This is a genomic window from Mycobacterium kyogaense (assembly GCF_036946525.1).
GTDB classification, from domain to species: domain Bacteria; phylum Actinomycetota; class Actinomycetes; order Mycobacteriales; family Mycobacteriaceae; genus Mycobacterium; species Mycobacterium kyogaense_A.
This window is the reverse complement of record NZ_JAQIIY010000004.1, coordinates 13,967-29,988: the sequence shown is the minus strand read 5'-3', so window position 1 is coordinate 29,988 and position 16,022 is coordinate 13,967. Positions and strand designations below refer to the sequence as shown.

Sequence of the window (16,022 nt, the reverse complement as noted above, 5' to 3'; positions counted from 1 at the left end):
CGGCTCGGTGGGAAGTGCACCGCACATCCAGACCGATCCGACGGCAGCAAGCATCGGGGGACGCCCGCAACTGAGCGTGGTGCCCGACCCGATCGACGACGAGCTGGCAACCGACGAGGACCAGTGGCAAGAGCGTGCGCTGTGCGCGCAGACCGACCCCGAGGCCTTCTTCCCGGAGAAGGGTGGCTCGACTCGGGAAGCCAAGCGCATCTGCCTGGGCTGCGAAGTGAAGGACGCATGCCTGGAATACGCGCTGGCCAATGACGAACGCTTCGGCATCTGGGGTGGATTGTCCGAGCGCGAACGCCGTCGCATCAAGCGCGGCATCATCTAGTCGCCGGTCAGTCCTCGTCGATCGTCGGATCGATGACGGACGGCTCGACGCCCAGGTAGGTGGCGACCTGCGCCACCAGAAGCTCATGCAGAAGGTCGGTCAGCTCGACGGTGTCTTTGGCTCGTCGCTCGATCGGCTTGCGGAACAACACAATTCGCGCTCTCGTCGAGTTGCCGCGAACATCGACCCCGGCAGGGATCAGGCGCGCCAGCGCGATCGGCCCGTCGGCCACGACCTCGGGCGGCCACTGCACACTGTCCGGGTCCTTCGGAGCCAGCCGCGGGATCTCGTCCACCGCGACGTCCAACGACGCCACCCGCTCCTGCCACCGCCGCTCGATCGGCTCGTAGGCCTCGAGCACCGCCATGTCGAAACGCTCGGCGCGGGTGCGCCAGCCCGGAACGGTGGGCGGCAGCAGCGGCCCTCGCATGCCGCGGCCACGCCGGGACCCTCGGTGGTTGTGCCCGGTCACGAAAAAGATCGTAACGGTTGGGCTTCGGGCCCCTCGCGGCTCGCGTGTCCGCGCGGCGCGGACGAACACAGGCGATAACCTTCCGTTCGTGAATGTTCCCCGTCGCTGCTGCCGTCCAGGCTGCCCGCACTACGCGGTCGCGACGCTCACGTTCGTCTACTCGGACTCGACCGCCGTCGTCGGCCCACTGGCCACTGTCTCCGAGCCGCACTCCTGGGATCTGTGCGTCATGCACGCCGGGCGGATCACCGCCCCCCGCGGTTGGGAACTCGTCCGCCACGCCGGCCCGCTGCCGTCCCACCCCGACGATGACGACCTCGTGGCGCTCGCCGACGCCGTGCGCGAAGGCCGGGATGCGCCGGCCGGGCCCGTTGCTGGCTTCACCGGCTTCACCGACCCTGTCACCGGCACCCAGAGCGGTGCTCTGATGGCCCCGCCCGTGCGCAGGCCCGAGGTCAACGGTCGCAGGCGCGGGCATCTGCGGGTGCTTCCCGACCCGCCGGACTGAGTGCCCAGAGACGCAGTGCGGGCCGTGCGCGCGGCTCCCGGCAGCTAGGCTGGCACCACCGGTCAGCACGTCAGCGTGAGGAGCCCCCATGTCCCGGCCCGCCGAGGCTGTACAGCGCGTCATCAAGGCCTACGACGTGCGCGGACTCGTGGGCGAACAGATCGACGAGCAGTTCGTCGCCGAGGTCGGCGCTGCCTTCGCTCGACTGGTGCGCGACACCGCGACGCAGGTCGTCATCGGCCACGACATGCGCGAGAGTTCGCCGGCGCTGTCGACCGCGTTCGCCGAGGGCGTCATGGCGCAGGGACTCGACGTCGTGCGCATCGGTCTGGCGTCGACCGATCAGCTGTACTTCGCCTCCGGACTGATGGACTGCCCCGGGGCGATGTTCACGGCGAGCCACAACCCGGCCGCCTACAACGGCATCAAGCTCTGCCGCGCGGGAGCCAAACCCGTCGGTAAAGACACGGGTCTCAGCACGATCAGCGACGAGGTGATCGCCGGCGTCCCCGACCACGACGGACCGCGCGGCACGGCATCCGACCGCGACGTGCTCGCCGACTACGGCAATTTCCTGCGGTCGCTGGTCGACGTCAGCGCGCTGCGTCCACTCAAGGTCGCCGTCGATGCAGGCAACGGCATGGCCGGCTACACCACCCCCGGAGTGCTCGGCCCGATCGCGTCGATCTCACTGTCGCCGCTCTTCTTCGAACTCGACGGCACCTTCCCCAACCACGAGGCCAACCCGCTGGACCCGGCCAACCTCGTCGACCTGCAGAGCTTCGTGCTCGAGACCGGTGCGGACATCGGGCTGGCGTTCGACGGCGACGCCGACCGCTGCTTCGTCGTCGACGAACGCGGACAGGCGGTGTCCCCGTCGGCGGTCACCGCGCTGGTCGCCGCGCGCGAACTGACCCGCGAGATCGGCGCGACGGTGATCCACAACCTCATCACCTCCCGGGCCGTGCCCGAACTGGTCGCCGAGCGCGGCGGCACACCGGTGCGCTCACGCGTCGGGCACTCCTACATCAAGGCGCTGATGGCCGAGACCGGCGCGATCTTCGGCGGCGAACACTCCGCGCACTACTACTTCCGCGACTTCTGGGGTGCCGACTCCGGCATGCTCGCTGCGCTGCACGTGCTGGCCGCCCTCGGCGAACAGGACCGCCCGCTGTCGGAGATCATGGCCGACTACGAACGCTACGAAGCCTCCGGCGAGATCAACTACACCGTCACCGACGCCCCCGCCGTCGTCGACGCCGTCCTCGCCGCGTTCGGATCCCGGGTGCACGCCATGGATCACCTCGACGGCGTCACCGTCGACCTCGGCGACGGCAGCTGGTTCAACTTGCGCATGTCGAACACCGAGCCGCTGCTGCGGCTCAACGCCGAGGCCCGCACCCCCGAGGAGGTGGCCGCGCTGATCGACGAGATCGGAGCGCTGATCACCGCGGGAGCAGGGGAATTCACGTGACAGCCACCGCCGTGGTGGACCTCGACGACGCCGAAGGCCTGTTGGCCGCGGATCGGCACGGGCTGCTGCGCGCCGCGTCGATGGCCGGTGCGCAGGTGCGGGCCACCGCATCGGCGCTGTCCGAAGGCGATCTCGAGTCGGTGCGCTCCGACGCGCCGCCGCGCACCGTGATCTGGGTGTCCGGCCGCGGGACCGCGTCGACCGCGGGATCGATGCTCGCCACCGTCCTCGGCGGATCCCTGCCCGCCCCGATCGTGGTCGCCACCGAGGCGCCGCCCTGGATCGGCGCTCTCGACGTCCTGGTCGTCGCCGGCGACGACCCCGGCGATCCCGCTCTGGTGACCGCGGCCGCGATGGGTGTGCGCCGCGGGGCACGCGTGATCGTCGCCGCCCCCTACGAGGGGCCCCTGCGCGACGCGACCGCCGGACGCTCCGTGGCGCTGCCGCCGCGGCTGCCCGTGCCCGACGACTTCACACTGGCCCGCTACCTGGCCGCCGGCCTCGCCGCGCTCGAGGTGGTCACGCCCGGTGTGCGGGTGAACCTCGCCACCCTCGCCGACGACCTCGACGCCGAAGCCTTCCGAAACAGCGCTGCGCGTGAGGTTTTCACCAATCCCGCCAAAGAGCTGGCCCAGCGCATGCTCGACCGCGACGTCGTGTTCGCCGGTGACACACCGGCCACGCTGACCTTGGCCCGACATACCTGCACAGTGATGTTGCGGGTCGCTCAGCGGACCGTGGCCGCGGTGGGACTTGCCGACGTTCTGGTGGCGCTGGGCTCGGGGTGGGGGCGCACCTCGTCCGGGTTCGAGGAGCTGTCGATCTTCCACGACGAGGAACTCGACGGCCCACTGCCGCAACGTGCCCGCACCATCGTGCTGACCTCGGACGAGGACAGACCCGCCGTCTCGGCGCGGCTGCGCGGTTTCGACGACGTATCCGTGCTCAACGCGAACGACGTGCCGGAACTCGGGGGAGTCGGGGACGAGGTACTGGGCTCAACACAGACGCCCGGCACCGGCCGACCCGAGCAACAACTGGCGCTGATGGCGGTCCGCCTGGAGATGGCGGCCGTCTACCAGCGTCTGATTCGAGGTTGAGACGAGTGCATCTGCTCAGGGGCGCGGTGCGGACCTACGCATGGGGTTCGCGGACTGCGATAGCCGAATTCACCGGGGCGCCCAGCCCCACCCCGCACCCGGAGGCCGAGCTGTGGTTCGGCGCCCACCCCGGCGACCCGGCCCACCTCCAGACCGACGACGGCGACCGTTCACTCCTCGACGCGCTGCGTGCCGATCCCGAAGGTGAACTGGGACAGGTGGTTCGGGGTCGGTTCGGCGACTCGCTGCCGTTCCTGCTCAAGGTGCTCGCCGCCGACGAACCGCTCTCACTGCAGGCACACCCCAGCACCGAGCAAGCGATCGAGGGTTTCGCGCGTGAGGACCGGATGGGTATTCCGGTCAACGCGCCGACCCGCAACTACCGCGACCGCAGCCACAAGCCCGAGATCATCGTCGCGCTCAGCCCGTTCGAGGCGCTCGCCGGCTTCGCTCCGGCCGCGCGATCGGTCACGTTGATGCGCGCACTCCGTGTGGCCGAACTCGACCCGTTCATCAACCTGCTGTCCGGGCAGTCCGACGCCGACGGCCTACGGGCGCTGTTCACGACGTGGATCACGTTCCCGCAGCCGGATCTCGACGTGCTGGTGCCCGCCGTGCTCGACGGTGCCATCAACTATCTGCGTTCGGGTGAACAGGAATTCGCGCGCGAAGCCAAGACGGTGCTGGAACTCGGCGAACGCTACCCCGGTGATGCGGGCGTGCTGGCCTCGATGCTGCTGAACCGGCTCTCGCTACAGCCCGGCGAGGCGATCTACCTGCCCGCGGGCAACCTGCACGCCTACCTGCAGGGTGTCGGCGTGGAAGTGATGGCCAACTCCGACAACGTTCTTCGCGGCGGGCTGACCCCCAAGCACGTCGATGTCCCGGAGCTGTTGCGGGTCCTCGACTTCGCCCCGGCCGTCGACGTCATCGTCTCGCCCGAACCCGTCCGCGACGGCGCCGAGCTCGTCTATCCCACTCCCGCACCGGAATTCGCGGTGTCAGTGCTCGCCGTCGACGGTGAGCACCTCGGCCACGAGATCGATGCGCCCACCCGCCACGACGGGCCTCAGATCCTGCTGTGCACACAGGGCTCCGTGACCGTGCACGCCAAAGCGTCGGCGGTGACACTGCAGCGCGGGGCGGCGGCGTGGGTGGCCGCCGACGACGGGCCGATCAGGCTGATGGCGCAGGAGCCGACGCGACTGTTTCGCGTGACCGTCGGCCTCTAGCCTTCCTCTCGGCGACCCACAACCGCATGTTGTGACGCACGGTGCGGCCCACCAGCTTCGCCGACGGCACCATGTAGAGATTGTCGAGCAGGCTGAACCGGCGCAGGAACCATTCGGCCAGAACAGGATCCGTCTCGGCCGCGCCGAGGAACTGGTCGAACAACGATCCGACCGGCCGATACCACCACGGCATCGACCCCTCCGCTCGGTGCAACACCAGGTCGCCGACCGCATTCATCGTCCACACCGGCCACGTCGTCTTCGTCGCCGCCTTGGCGAACGTCAGCCCGAGACTCTCACCGGGTTCGGCCAACGCGCGCTGTAGATGACCCGCCTGAAGCGACGTCATCGTCATGCCCTGCCCGAACGTCGGATTGAAGCTCGCCACGGCGTCGCCGAACGGCACGATGCCGTCGGGGAAGCGGTCGAGCTTGTCGTAGCGCCGCCACCGGCTGGTCGGATATTTGTGGAAGGCCACCTCGCCGATCGGCTCACCCTGGCGCAGCGCGGCGCTCACATGCGCAGGCAGGATCTCGTCGGCGAGCGCACACATTCCTTCGAAGTCTTTGGGCGGCGGCACCTTTGCGATGCCGAATGTGGTCAGCCCCCAGTTGCCGTCCTCGTAGTACAGCATGCCGAGGCCCAGCGGCTGCTCCCGTGACGCGCCGGCCACCACGACCTTCTCGGCGAGGAGACCGTCGGGAATCCGCACCTGGTGGGTGGCGTACCCGATGCCCACCTCGACGGTGTCCTCGGACGGACGCTCGAACCCCCACTGCGCCAACCACACTGGCAGCCGGGTGCCGCGACCCGTCGCGTCGACCACCAGATCGGCGTCGACCGTCGCACCCCCCACCGTCACCCCGGTGACACGGTGACCGTCGTACACGGGTTCGTCGACACTGTCGTTGACCAGCGTGACGTTCGGTAGCTCCAGCACGCGACGACGGATCTGCCACTCCAGATGCGGCCGGCTCGGCACATACGCGGTGAACTCGTCCTGCAACGTGTGCTGGGTGCCCAGGACGTGCCCCGCCGCGCCGAAGTGGATGCAGTCCGGCCGGTTCTCCAGGATCGGCACGCCCGCGGCGACCATGTCGTCGAGCAACCCGGGAAACAGCGCCTCGAACTCCTTGGCGCCGCGCGCCATGAGCAGATGCACGTGACGACCCTGCGGAACCGCCGGCCGATTCGCCGGACCGTCGGGCAGGACGTCGCGCTCGAAGAGGGTTACTCGCTCGAATTCCTCCGAGAGGACCTTCGCCGCGCACAGCCCGCCGAGGCTGGCGCCGATGACGATCGCGTGGGTTCGTGTCATGAGAGCAGCCATTGGGGGTCATTTTATGGGGGGTTGTGGGTACATTCCCGCAGAAGCGATGACGAAACGAGGACGTTGATGACGCAGGAGTCGGCGGCGCAGGCGACGAACAAGCGCCGGGTCAAGTCGGTGGAACAGTCGATCGCCGACACCGACGAGCCCGACACCCGGCTCCGCAAAGACCTGACCTGGTGGGATCTCACCGTCTTCGGCGTCTCGGTGGTGATCGGCGCCGGTATCTTCACGATCACCGCGTCCACCGCGGCCAACCTGACCGGCCCGGCGATCTCGATCTCGTTCATCATCGCCGCCGTCGCCTGCGGGCTCGCGGCGCTCTGCTACGCCGAGTTCGCCTCGACGGTGCCCGTGGCGGGCAGCGCGTACACCTTCTCCTACGCGACGTTCGGCGAGTTCGTCGCGTGGATCATCGGCTGGGACCTGATCCTCGAGTTCGCCGTCGCCGCGGCCGTCGTCGCCAAGGGCTGGTCGAGTTACCTGGGGACGGTCTTCGGCTTCGGCGGTGGCGTCGCCGACGTCGGCGGATTCGAGGTGGACTGGGGCGCGCTGCTGATCATCGCGTTCGTCACCGCGATCCTGGCCTATGGCACCAAGCTCTCGGCCGGCGTCAGCCTCGCGATCACCGCGATCAAGGTCGGCGTGGTGCTCCTCGTCGTCATGGTCGGCGCGTTCTACATCAAGAGCCAGAACTACACACCGTTCATCCCGCCGACCGAAGCAGGCGAGGGCGGTTCGGGTACCGAGCAATCCCTGTTCTCACTGCTGACCGGCGCCGAAGGCAGCCACTATGGCCTCTACGGCGTGCTCGCGGGCGCCTCGATCGTGTTCTTTGCGTTCATCGGGTTCGACATCGTCGCCACCACCGCCGAGGAGACCAAGAACCCGCAGCGTGACGTGCCGCGCGGCATCCTCGCCTCGCTGGGCATCGTCACCGTCCTCTACGTCGCCGTCACCGTCGTGGTGTCCGGGATGGTCAGCTACAAGGAGCTGCGGGACGCCGAGACGCAGAACCTGGCGACCGCGTTCTCGTTGAACGGCGTGGACTGGGCGGCCAAGGTGATCTCGATCGGAGCGCTCGCCGGGCTGACGACCGTGGTGATCGTGCTGGTGCTGGGGCAGACCCGCGTACTCTTCGCGATGTCGCGCGACGGACTGCTGCCGCGCGGACTGGCCAAGACCGGCAAGCACGGCACGCCGGTGCGGATCACGCTGCTCGTCGGCGTCGTCGTCGCGATCACCGCGACCGTGTTCCCGATCGGCAAGCTCGAAGAGATGGTGAACATCGGCACGCTGTTCGCCTTCGTCCTGGTGTCGGCCGGCGTGCTGGTGCTGCGGCGGACGCGGCCTGATCTCAAGCGCGGCTTCACGACGCCGTGGGTGCCGGTGCTGCCGATCCTGTCGATCATCGCGTGCGTGTGGCTGATGCTGAACCTGACCGGGCTGACGTGGATCCGCTTCCTGATCTGGATGGGCCTGGGCGTGATCGTGTACTTCCTCTACGGCCGGCGCCACTCCCTGCTCGCCCGCCGGGGCTAGTTACTTCGTTCCGCGAGCGCGCGGGTCTGTACGTCGGCGCGCCGCTATCTGTGGCATTTCGCGCGCGCTCGTCGGGCTCGACTGCGCGCTCTTTCACACGACACGTGGGGCAGCGGTGTGCAAACACGCGCTCTCGCGCCGTCCGGCGTCTTTACAAAACATGTGTATGTGTCTAGACGGGTGACAAAAAGCCATCTATAGTCAAATTCGATTGGTGATCGCACTCACAGCGAGGAGGCACTCGGATGACGACACAGGAACTCAACGGAAGCCCCCAGGGCCCAGACCTGGGGGAGTGGCGCGACAAGAAGCGCTACCTCTGGCTGATGGGATTGATCGCGCCGACGGCGATCTTCGTCATGCTGCCGCTGGTCTGGGCGCTCAACCACTGGGGCTGGCACGGCGCGGCGCAGGTGCCGCTGTGGATCGGCCCGATCCTGCTCTACATCCTGCTGCCCGCCCTGGACCTGAAGTTCGGGCCCGACGGGCAGAACCCGCCCGACGAGGTGATGGAGCGACTGGAGAACGACAAGTACTACCGGTACTGCACCTACATCTACATCCCGTTCCAGTACGCCAGCGTCATCCTCGGCGCCTACCTGTTCACCGCGTCGGACCTGAGCTGGCTCGGCTTCGACGGCGGGCTGCCCTGGCCTGCGAAGATCGGCCTGGCGCTCTCGGTGGGCGTGCTCGGCGGCGTGGGCATCAACACCGCCCACGAGATGGGGCACAAGAAGGACTCACTCGAGCGGTGGCTGTCGAAGATCACGCTGGCGCAGACCTGCTACGGCCACTTCTACATCGAGCACAACCGCGGCCACCACGTCCGCGTCGCCACGCCCGAGGACCCGGCGTCGGCTCGCCTCGGCGAGACGTTCTGGGAGTTCTTGCCGCGCAGCATCTTCGGCAGCCTGCGCTCGGCTTGGGAGCTGGAAGCCAAGCGCCTCGAACGCGCCGGGAAGCCGACATGGCACTGGTCCAACGACGTGCTCAACGCGTGGGTGATGTCGGTGGTGTTCTACGGCATCCTGATCGCCGTGTTCGGCGTCGGACTGATCCCGTTCATCGTGATCTCGGCCGTGTTCGGCTTCACGCTGCTCGAGACCGTCAACTACCTGGAGCACTACGGGCTGCTGCGGCAGAAGAATTCGAACGGTCGTTACGAGCGGTGCGCGCCGGTGCACAGCTGGAACTCCGACCACATCGTGACGAACCTGTTCCTCTACCACCTGCAGCGCCACAGCGATCATCACGCCAATCCGACGCGGCGCTATCAGACGCTGCGCAGCATGGCCGACGCACCGAACCTGCCCAGCGGCTACGCATCGATGATCGCGCTCACCTACTTCCCGCCGCTGTGGCGCAAGGTGATGGACCACCGCGTCATCGAGCATTACGACGGCGACGTCAGCCGGGCGAACGTCCACCCGCGGATGCGTGCCCGCTACGGGGTGACATCGATGAGCGCTCGCGCGAAGAGCGGACGGCCCGAGTGACCGCCTACCGCTGCCCCGGCTGCGACTACGTCTACGACGAAGCCAAAGGTGCTCCACGCGAGGGCTTTCCGGCCGGAACGGTGTGGGATGACATTCCCGACGAGTGGGCCTGCCCCGACTGTGCGGTGCGCGAGAAGATCGATTTCGAACCGATAGGAGTGACCTCATGACTGACTACAAGCTGTATGTGTGCGTGCAGTGCGGCTTCGAGTACGACGAAGCCAAGGGCTGGCCCGAGGACGGCATCGAACCGGGCACCCGCTGGGACGACATCCCCGACGACTGGAGCTGCCCCGACTGCGGCGCAGCGAAGTCCGACTTCGACATGGTGGAGGTGTCGCGGCCGTGAACGCACCCTCGTGGCCGGTGAGCGTGCGCTCCGGCGCGCGACACACCGGCCACGGGCGTGCAGACACGCGCGCTCGCCGGACCGGGGCGACCGATACAGTCGCGCGTGTGAGCAGTCCGCACGACAAGCGCGTCACCTACGCCGAGGCGTCGCGCGTCCTGCTGCGCGACTCCATCCTCGACGGGATGCGCGACCTGCTGCTCACCCGGGACTGGTCGGCCATCACACTGTCCGACGTCGCCAAGGCCGCAGGCATCAGCAGGCAGACCATCTACAACGAATTCGGCTCGCGCCAAGGGCTCGCGCAGGGCTACGCGCTGCGGCTGTCCGACCGGCTCGTCGGCCAGATCCAGAACGCGATCGGCGCCAACGTGGGCGACGTGTACGCCGCGTTCCTGCAGGGTTTCCGCGACTTCTTCGTCGAGTCGGCCGCCGACCCTCTGGTGATCTCACTGCTGACCGGGACCTCCAAACCCGATCTGCTGCAGATCATCACGACCGACAGCGCACCGATCATCACGCACTGCTCGACGCGACTGACCGACCTGTTCATGACGAGCTGGGTGCGGTGCAGCCAGGAGGACGCCGGAGTGCTGGCCCGCGCGATCGTCCGCCTCGCGATGAGCTACATCTCGATGCCCCCCGAAGCCGACCACGACGTGGCGCGCGACCTGGCCCGGTTGATGACGCCGTTCGCCGAGCGCTACGGCGTCATCGAGACGCGGTAGCCGACTCGACGTCCGTCGGATCCGTGCGCTCCGGCGCGATGGCACGCCGGAACCGCAGGAAGATCCCGACAGCGACGACCGCGACTGCGGCGCTGAGCAGATGCGACGCCTGATAGCCGCGCGCACTCACCACCGATCCGGCCACGACGTTGCTCAACGACGCGCCGACGCCCTGCATCGTCATCACCGCGGCGAACCCGACATTGAACCGGCCGGACCCGGCGAGCAGCCGCTCGACCGCGACCGGCGTCGCGATGCCGATCAGGCCGGCGCCCACCCCGTCGAGCGCCTGCACCGGAAAGATCGTCCAGAAACCCGAATTGGTGCCCGCGATGAGCCCGCGCACCGGCAGCGCGCACAGCGCCACCAGCATCACGGTCGACAGCCCGAAGCGCCGGATCATCAGCGGAGCGAGCACCGCGACCGCGATCATCGCGAGCTGTGCCACGCCGGTGATGATCGCGGTGGTGCGAAACGGCGTGCCCAGCTCGATCGCGAACTCCTGCGCCACCAGCCTGCTCATCGGCGCATTGCCGAAGTGGAACATCAACAGCACGACCGCGAGCAGCAGCAGACCCGGCGTCTTCAGCAACACCCGAAACCCCGACGGCGATGTGTGGCCGTCGGTGTCGTCGAGACCGCGGGCCGCGTCGTGGTCGATGCGCGCCGGGTCGATCGCCACCGCAGCCACCACGGCACCGACCGCGGTCACCAGCATCAGCGTGATGATCGCGTGCTCGCCGTAGAGGGAGACGAAGACGAACACCGCACCGAGGGAGACGACGTTGCCTGCGTGGTTCCAGAACTCGTTGCGGGCGACCTGCTGACCGAACAACCGCGGGCCGATCAAGCCGAGGGTCAACCCCATCAGCGCCGGCCCGATCACCGCGGCGACCACCGCGGTGCCCACCTGCCCCACCCACACGATCACCGGCGTCGGCGCCACCAGCGTTGCCAGACCCACGCCCGTTACGACGACCACCGGGATGGCAACCAGCGCCCTCTTGTACCGGGTCGCGTCGACCAACGCCCCGAACGCCGGCGTGACCGCCAGCCCGATCAGGCCGCCGACCGTCGCGATCGCGCCCAGCGCGAACGGCGACCACCCCCGCGTGGCGAGGAACGCGTCCAGGAACGGACCGAGACCGTCACGGGCATCGGCGAGGAAGAAGTTCAACACGGCAAGAGAGATCAGAGACCGCCGACCCACCGCCGACGCGCGTTCGTCCACCCGTCCACATCCCCTCGCTGCGACCGATACCGGCGCGGCGGTGTACCCCGCGCCGAATCGCGACCAAACATGACGTCACACAGGGCGAATTGGAGACGGCCTTCGCCGGCAGCTAGGGTGTTGTGGATACCACTCGGCTGGCAGTGTGCTTCCACTTGCTCGGAAAATGTGCGCCTGTCCCGCGAGCCCGCAGGCTGAGTGTGTCGCCAGCGCACCGTTGTGCGCTCACGAGGCAAAGTGACGAATCAAAAAGGGGCTCTACATGACTGCACCAGAACTGACTGCCGACGTTCGTAACGGCATCGACTACAAGGTCGCCGACCTCTCGCTCGCCGAATTCGGCCGCAAGGAGATCCGGCTCGCCGAGCACGAGATGCCCGGCCTGATGGCGCTGCGCCGCGAATACGCCGACGTGGCCCCGCTCAAGGGCGCCCGGGTGTCCGGCTCGCTGCACATGACCGTCCAGACCGCCGTGCTGATCGAGACGCTGGTCTCCCTCGGCGCCGAGGTGCGCTGGGCCAGCTGCAACATCTTCTCCACCCAGGACCACGCCGCCGCGGCCGTCGTCGTCGGACCGCACGGCACCGTCGAGGAGCCCAAGGGCGTCCCGGTGTTCGCGTGGAAGGGCGAGACCCTCGAGGAGTACTGGTGGGCCGCCGAGCAGATGCTGACCTGGCCGAATGAGCCGGCCAACATGATCCTCGACGACGGCGGTGACGCCACCATGCTGGTGCTGCGCGGCGCGCAGTTCGAGAAGGCCGGCGTCGTGCCGCCCGAGGACGACGAGCACTCCGACGAGTACAAGGTGTTCCTGAACCTGCTGCGTCGCTCACTGGAAGCCGACGACACCAAGTGGACCAAGGTCGCCGAGTCGGTCCAGGGCGTCACCGAGGAGACCACCACCGGCGTGCTGCGCCTCTACCAGTTCGCCGCCGCCGGTGAGCTGTCGTTCCCGGCCATCAACGTCAACGACTCGGTCACCAAGAGCAAGTTCGACAACAAGTACGGCACCCGGCACTCGCTGATCGACGGCATCAACCGCGGCACCGACGTCCTCATCGGCGGCAAGGCCGCGCTGGTGTGCGGCTACGGCGACGTCGGCAAGGGCTGCGCCGAGGCCCTCAAGGCCCAGGGCGCCCGCGTGGCCGTCACCGAGATCGACCCGATCAACGCGCTGCAGGCGCTGATGGACGGCTTCGAGGTCAAGACCGTCGAAGAGGCCATCGGCTGGGCCGACATCGTGATCACCGCCACTGGCAACCAGGGCATCATCACCCTGGACCACATGCGCTCGATGAAGCACCAGGCCATCCTGGGCAACATCGGCCACTTCGACGACGAGATCGAGATGGCGCGCCTGGAGCGCGACAAGGACATCCGTCGCATCAACATCAAGCCGCAGGTCGACGAGTTCATCTTCCCCGACGGTCACTCGATCATCGTGCTGAGCGAGGGACGCCTTCTGAACCTCGGCAATGCGACCGGCCACCCGTCGTTCGTGATGAGCAACAGCTTCTCCAACCAGGTCATCGCGCAGATCGAGCTGTGGACCAAGAACGACGAGTACGACAACGAGGTCTACCGCCTGGCCAAGCACCTCGACGAGAAGGTCGCCAAGATCCACGTCGAGGCGCTCGGCGGCTCGCTGACCCGGCTCACCAAGGAGCAGGCCGAGTACATCGGCGTCGACGTCGACGGCCCGTACAAGCCGGAGCACTACCGCTACTGACATGACGAATCGGGCGCGCGCGGCGACACTCAGTGTCGTCGGGCGCGCCCTTTTCGTCGTGCTGTTCCTGCTGCTGGCCGGGTGTCAGAGCGCCGCGCAGGAGGCGCCCGAGACCACCGCGTCCCGGCCGGCGATGGCGGTCCGGCACGACACCGACGAGTTGGCACGCACCTTTCCCGCCCTCGGCGCTCCGGTTTCGGCATCGTGGATCCGCTGGGACAACTCCGGCACGGCCTCACAGGCCACCGCGGTGTGGATCGACGCCGTCGTCACGGTGACTCCGGCGACCATGGATACGCTTCTGCGACAGCATGTTTCGGAGCCGACCGAGCACCGTCCCGCGGTTCAGAAAGTGCTCGAAGCCGACCTGCCGCCCGGGCCGTTCCGCACCGGGGTGGAGCTGAACATGGCGTTCTCACCCGGACGCATGAGCACCCGGGTGTTCCTCGACGCGCCGCGCAACGCCGTCGTGCTGCAGTCCTACGACCTCCGCTAGACCAGGCCCAGCTGGTCGTAGATCGTCGAACGCCACTTGCGCGCTTGAGAATTGACGAAGATGCCGCCAAGTGCCCAGTCGTGCATCTGTCCGTCACCGATCACCACGGTGAAGTTCGCGTCGGGATCCTGGGCGAGCAGCTTGTCGCGGAACATCAGGTCGCCGGGGTAGGGCCGTTCCACGGTTCCGACGTAGATCGCCGTCGGCGGCAAACCGGTCAGATCGTCGACCATGATCGGATTGATATGCGGGTCATCGGGATTCACGCTGCCGCCGGGCGTCGGCGCGGGACGCGGCGGAATGATCGGATCGTCGATGTCGTCGACGATGGGCCCCGACAGCGTCAGATGCAGGACCGGGGAGATCAGCACCATCCGTGACGGCTGGTCCTCGTCGGGATCGCAGGCCGCATCGGCCCGGCAGCGACGCACCAGCTCCTGGGCCACCAGCATCGCGTATGTGCCACCCGCGGAATCGCCGTACAGCGCCACGTTTTCGGAGCCGTGCTCGGCGATCATCAGCGACACGTAGTCCGCCATCGGCGGCACCAGGCCCTCGAGCGTCGCGGTGCCCTTGGGTGGGGCCAACGGGTAGATCGGCACCACGACCGTTGCACCCGTCTGCCGGGCCATCGCCGTGTAGTCGGCCCAGTTGATGATGTTCGCCTCGGCGACGAACCCGCCGCCGTGCAGTGCCAGCACGTACTCGTCCGTCGCCTTGCGCTTCGGAGTGATCGTCACGACTTTCATTCCGCTGTAGGTGCTTTCGGTGACGGTGACCCGGCCGCTCACCCACTTGGGCGGGCTCGTGTACGTCACACTGCTGCCATCCCCGTCGAGGAAGGGCGGGTCGTCCTCACGCAACTTCTGCAGTGTCCGCAGGATCAACTTGTCCCGCAACGACGGGGGACCGGTGACCACGGTCTGCGGCCCCTCGGTGATGTCGCGGATCCGGTCACGTCGAGTCGTGATGCTCAATGGCAGCAGCGGCGCGGTGACCGCCGGGGCCGTGGGCTCGTCGGTGTCGGACTCCGCCGCGGCCCGTTTCTTCGGCGCGAAGAGGCGCTTGCGTTCGGTGGGTGCGTCCCGCTCGCGCGTGCGCTCAGCCGCGCGAGTGCGCAGCCTCGGCGCGCTATCCCTGTCCGCCGACGCCGACCGCACCTGACTGTGTGTCGTGGTGTCTCCACCGTCATCGGCGGCGGCCACCCCACAGCCCAACCCGAGCAGCGCCGCCGCGCCGACCCCCGCTGCCACGGCGCATCCAGCTACCGTTGCGACATTGCTCTGACCCCGCATCGTGCATACCTATCACCTCGGGCCCGCGCACCGCACTGGATTAGGCTCACCTCGTGCTCATCGTCATAGAAGGTGTCGACGGCGCAGGGAAACGAACCCTGACCAACGGGTTGCGGTCAGCCTTCGAAGCAAACGGCCACTCGGTGGCGAACTTGGCCTTCCCGCGCTACGGGGTGTCGGTACCGGCCGACCTGGCCGCCGAGGCGTTGCACGGCCGCCACGGTGACCTCGCCGACTCCGTCTACGCGATGGCCGTGCTCTTCGCGATGGATCGGGCCGCTGCGCGTGCCGAAATCGACCACCTCACCTCGGCGTACTCCGTGGTGATCCTCGACCGCTACGTCGCCTCCAATGCTGCCTACAGCGCCGCGCGACTGCACCAGGGAGCCGACGGGGACATGGCCGCCTGGGTGCACGACCTGGAGTACGGACGGCTGCAACTCCCCGCGCCGCACGTGCAGGTCCTGCTCGACGTGCCGACCGAACTGGCCGCCGCGCGCGCAGCAAGCAGGGAAGCCGCCGACGCCGAGCGCACGCGCGACGCCTACGAACGCGACGACGGGCTGCAGCGCCGCACCGGCGCCGTCTACGCCGAACTCGCCACGTCCTCCTGGGGTGGCCCCTGGGCGGTCGTGCCGCCCGACGTCGACGCAGCGGCCCTCGCCGCGCGGTTGCTCGGCGAACCCGGTTAGCGAGACGAAACCGC

The 16,022-nt window shown here is 68.2% G+C and carries 17 protein-coding genes; 13 read left to right on the top strand and 4 right to left on the bottom strand.

Annotation, left to right across the window (positions count from 1 at the left end):
- The first annotated feature begins 70 nt into the window (after positions 1 to 70).
- The gene (locus PGN37_RS01435; protein ID WP_335329350.1) at positions 71 to 334 is read left to right on the top strand and encodes a WhiB family transcriptional regulator; all 264 of its coding nucleotides are present in this window, start codon (positions 71 to 73) and stop codon (positions 332 to 334) included.
- Between the two features lie 7 nt (positions 335 to 341).
- On the opposite strand, the gene PGN37_RS01430 is transcribed toward PGN37_RS01435, so the two are convergent.
- Positions 342 to 764 carry a metallopeptidase family protein gene (locus tag PGN37_RS01430; RefSeq protein ID WP_335329349.1) on the bottom strand — a complete coding sequence of 141 codons (423 nt, stop codon included), beginning with the start codon at positions 762 to 764 and terminating at the stop codon, positions 342 to 344.
- 130 nt (positions 765 to 894) lie between these two features.
- On the opposite strand from PGN37_RS01430, the gene PGN37_RS01425 reads away from it, so the two are divergent.
- The 4 genes from PGN37_RS01425 (at position 895) to manA (ending at position 5,120) form a co-directional block, all read left to right on the top strand.
- Positions 895 to 1,314: a DUF3499 domain-containing protein gene (locus tag PGN37_RS01425; protein ID WP_335329243.1), complete on the top strand. Its 420-nt coding sequence runs from the start codon at positions 895 to 897 to the stop codon at positions 1,312 to 1,314.
- Positions 1,315 to 1,402: 88 nt separating this feature from the next.
- Positions 1,403 to 2,788 (top strand): phosphomannomutase/phosphoglucomutase, encoded by a 1,386-nt coding sequence (locus PGN37_RS01420; RefSeq protein ID WP_335329242.1) that lies wholly within the window; start codon positions 1,403 to 1,405, stop codon positions 2,786 to 2,788.
- A complete protein-coding gene (locus tag PGN37_RS01415; RefSeq protein ID WP_442932813.1) occupies positions 2,785 to 3,888 on the top strand; it encodes a TobH protein in 1,104 nt (367 codons plus the stop codon). Before PGN37_RS01420 ends, PGN37_RS01415 begins: the two co-directional genes overlap by 4 nt.
- A 5-nt stretch (positions 3,889 to 3,893) precedes the next feature.
- Positions 3,894 to 5,120: a mannose-6-phosphate isomerase, class I gene (gene manA / locus PGN37_RS01410; protein ID WP_335329241.1), complete on the top strand. Its 1,227-nt coding sequence runs from the start codon at positions 3,894 to 3,896 to the stop codon at positions 5,118 to 5,120.
- Here manA and PGN37_RS01405 read toward each other — a convergent pair.
- A complete protein-coding gene (locus tag PGN37_RS01405) occupies positions 5,065 to 6,438 on the bottom strand; it encodes an FAD-dependent oxidoreductase (RefSeq protein ID WP_335329240.1) in 1,374 nt (457 codons plus the stop codon). The genes manA and PGN37_RS01405 overlap by 56 nt on opposite strands.
- A gap of 78 nt (positions 6,439 to 6,516) precedes the next feature.
- On the opposite strand from PGN37_RS01405, the gene PGN37_RS01400 reads away from it, so the two are divergent.
- The 5 genes from PGN37_RS01400 (at position 6,517) to alkX (ending at position 10,565) form a co-directional block, all read left to right on the top strand.
- Positions 6,517 to 7,992 carry an APC family permease gene (locus PGN37_RS01400; RefSeq protein ID WP_335329239.1) on the top strand — a complete coding sequence of 492 codons (1,476 nt, stop codon included), beginning with the start codon at positions 6,517 to 6,519 and terminating at the stop codon, positions 7,990 to 7,992.
- A 245-nt stretch (positions 7,993 to 8,237) separates the two neighbouring features.
- Positions 8,238 to 9,488 carry an alkane 1-monooxygenase gene (locus tag PGN37_RS01395; protein ID WP_335329238.1) on the top strand — a complete coding sequence of 417 codons (1,251 nt, stop codon included), beginning with the start codon at positions 8,238 to 8,240 and terminating at the stop codon, positions 9,486 to 9,488.
- Positions 9,485 to 9,658: a rubredoxin gene (locus PGN37_RS01390; RefSeq protein ID WP_335329237.1), complete on the top strand. Its 174-nt coding sequence runs from the start codon at positions 9,485 to 9,487 to the stop codon at positions 9,656 to 9,658. The genes PGN37_RS01395 and PGN37_RS01390 overlap by 4 nt, the downstream gene beginning before the upstream one ends.
- Entirely contained in the window at positions 9,655 to 9,837 is a 183-nt protein-coding gene (locus PGN37_RS01385) for a rubredoxin (RefSeq protein WP_335329236.1), read from the top strand. The genes PGN37_RS01390 and PGN37_RS01385 overlap by 4 nt, the downstream gene beginning before the upstream one ends.
- A gap of 107 nt (positions 9,838 to 9,944) precedes the next feature.
- Positions 9,945 to 10,565, top strand: coding sequence for a TetR family transcriptional regulator AlkX (gene alkX, locus PGN37_RS01380; RefSeq protein ID WP_335329235.1), 621 nt, complete (start codon positions 9,945 to 9,947; stop codon positions 10,563 to 10,565).
- Here alkX and PGN37_RS01375 read toward each other — a convergent pair.
- On the bottom strand, positions 10,549 to 11,796 hold the full coding sequence (locus PGN37_RS01375; RefSeq protein WP_335329234.1) for an MFS transporter: 1,248 nt from the start codon (positions 11,794 to 11,796) through the stop codon (positions 10,549 to 10,551). The genes alkX and PGN37_RS01375 overlap by 17 nt on opposite strands.
- Before the next feature lie 262 nt (positions 11,797 to 12,058).
- Here PGN37_RS01375 and ahcY point away from each other — a divergent pair, with 262 nt between their 5' ends.
- Positions 12,059 to 13,525 (top strand): adenosylhomocysteinase, encoded by a 1,467-nt coding sequence (gene ahcY / locus PGN37_RS01370; RefSeq protein ID WP_335329233.1) that lies wholly within the window; start codon positions 12,059 to 12,061, stop codon positions 13,523 to 13,525.
- 1 nt (position 13,526) lies between these two features.
- Positions 13,527 to 14,021 carry a hypothetical protein gene (locus PGN37_RS01365; RefSeq protein ID WP_335329232.1) on the top strand — a complete coding sequence of 165 codons (495 nt, stop codon included), beginning with the start codon at positions 13,527 to 13,529 and terminating at the stop codon, positions 14,019 to 14,021.
- On the opposite strand, the gene PGN37_RS01360 is transcribed toward PGN37_RS01365, so the two are convergent.
- A complete protein-coding gene (locus tag PGN37_RS01360; RefSeq protein WP_335329231.1) occupies positions 14,018 to 15,274 on the bottom strand; it encodes an alpha/beta hydrolase in 1,257 nt (418 codons plus the stop codon). The two genes, PGN37_RS01365 and PGN37_RS01360, sit on opposite strands and share 4 nt — an antisense overlap.
- A gap of 95 nt (positions 15,275 to 15,369) precedes the next feature.
- Here PGN37_RS01360 and PGN37_RS01355 point away from each other — a divergent pair, with 95 nt between their 5' ends.
- Positions 15,370 to 16,008: a dTMP kinase gene (locus tag PGN37_RS01355; RefSeq protein WP_335329230.1), complete on the top strand. Its 639-nt coding sequence runs from the start codon at positions 15,370 to 15,372 to the stop codon at positions 16,006 to 16,008.
- Positions 16,009 to 16,022 lie beyond the last annotated feature (14 nt).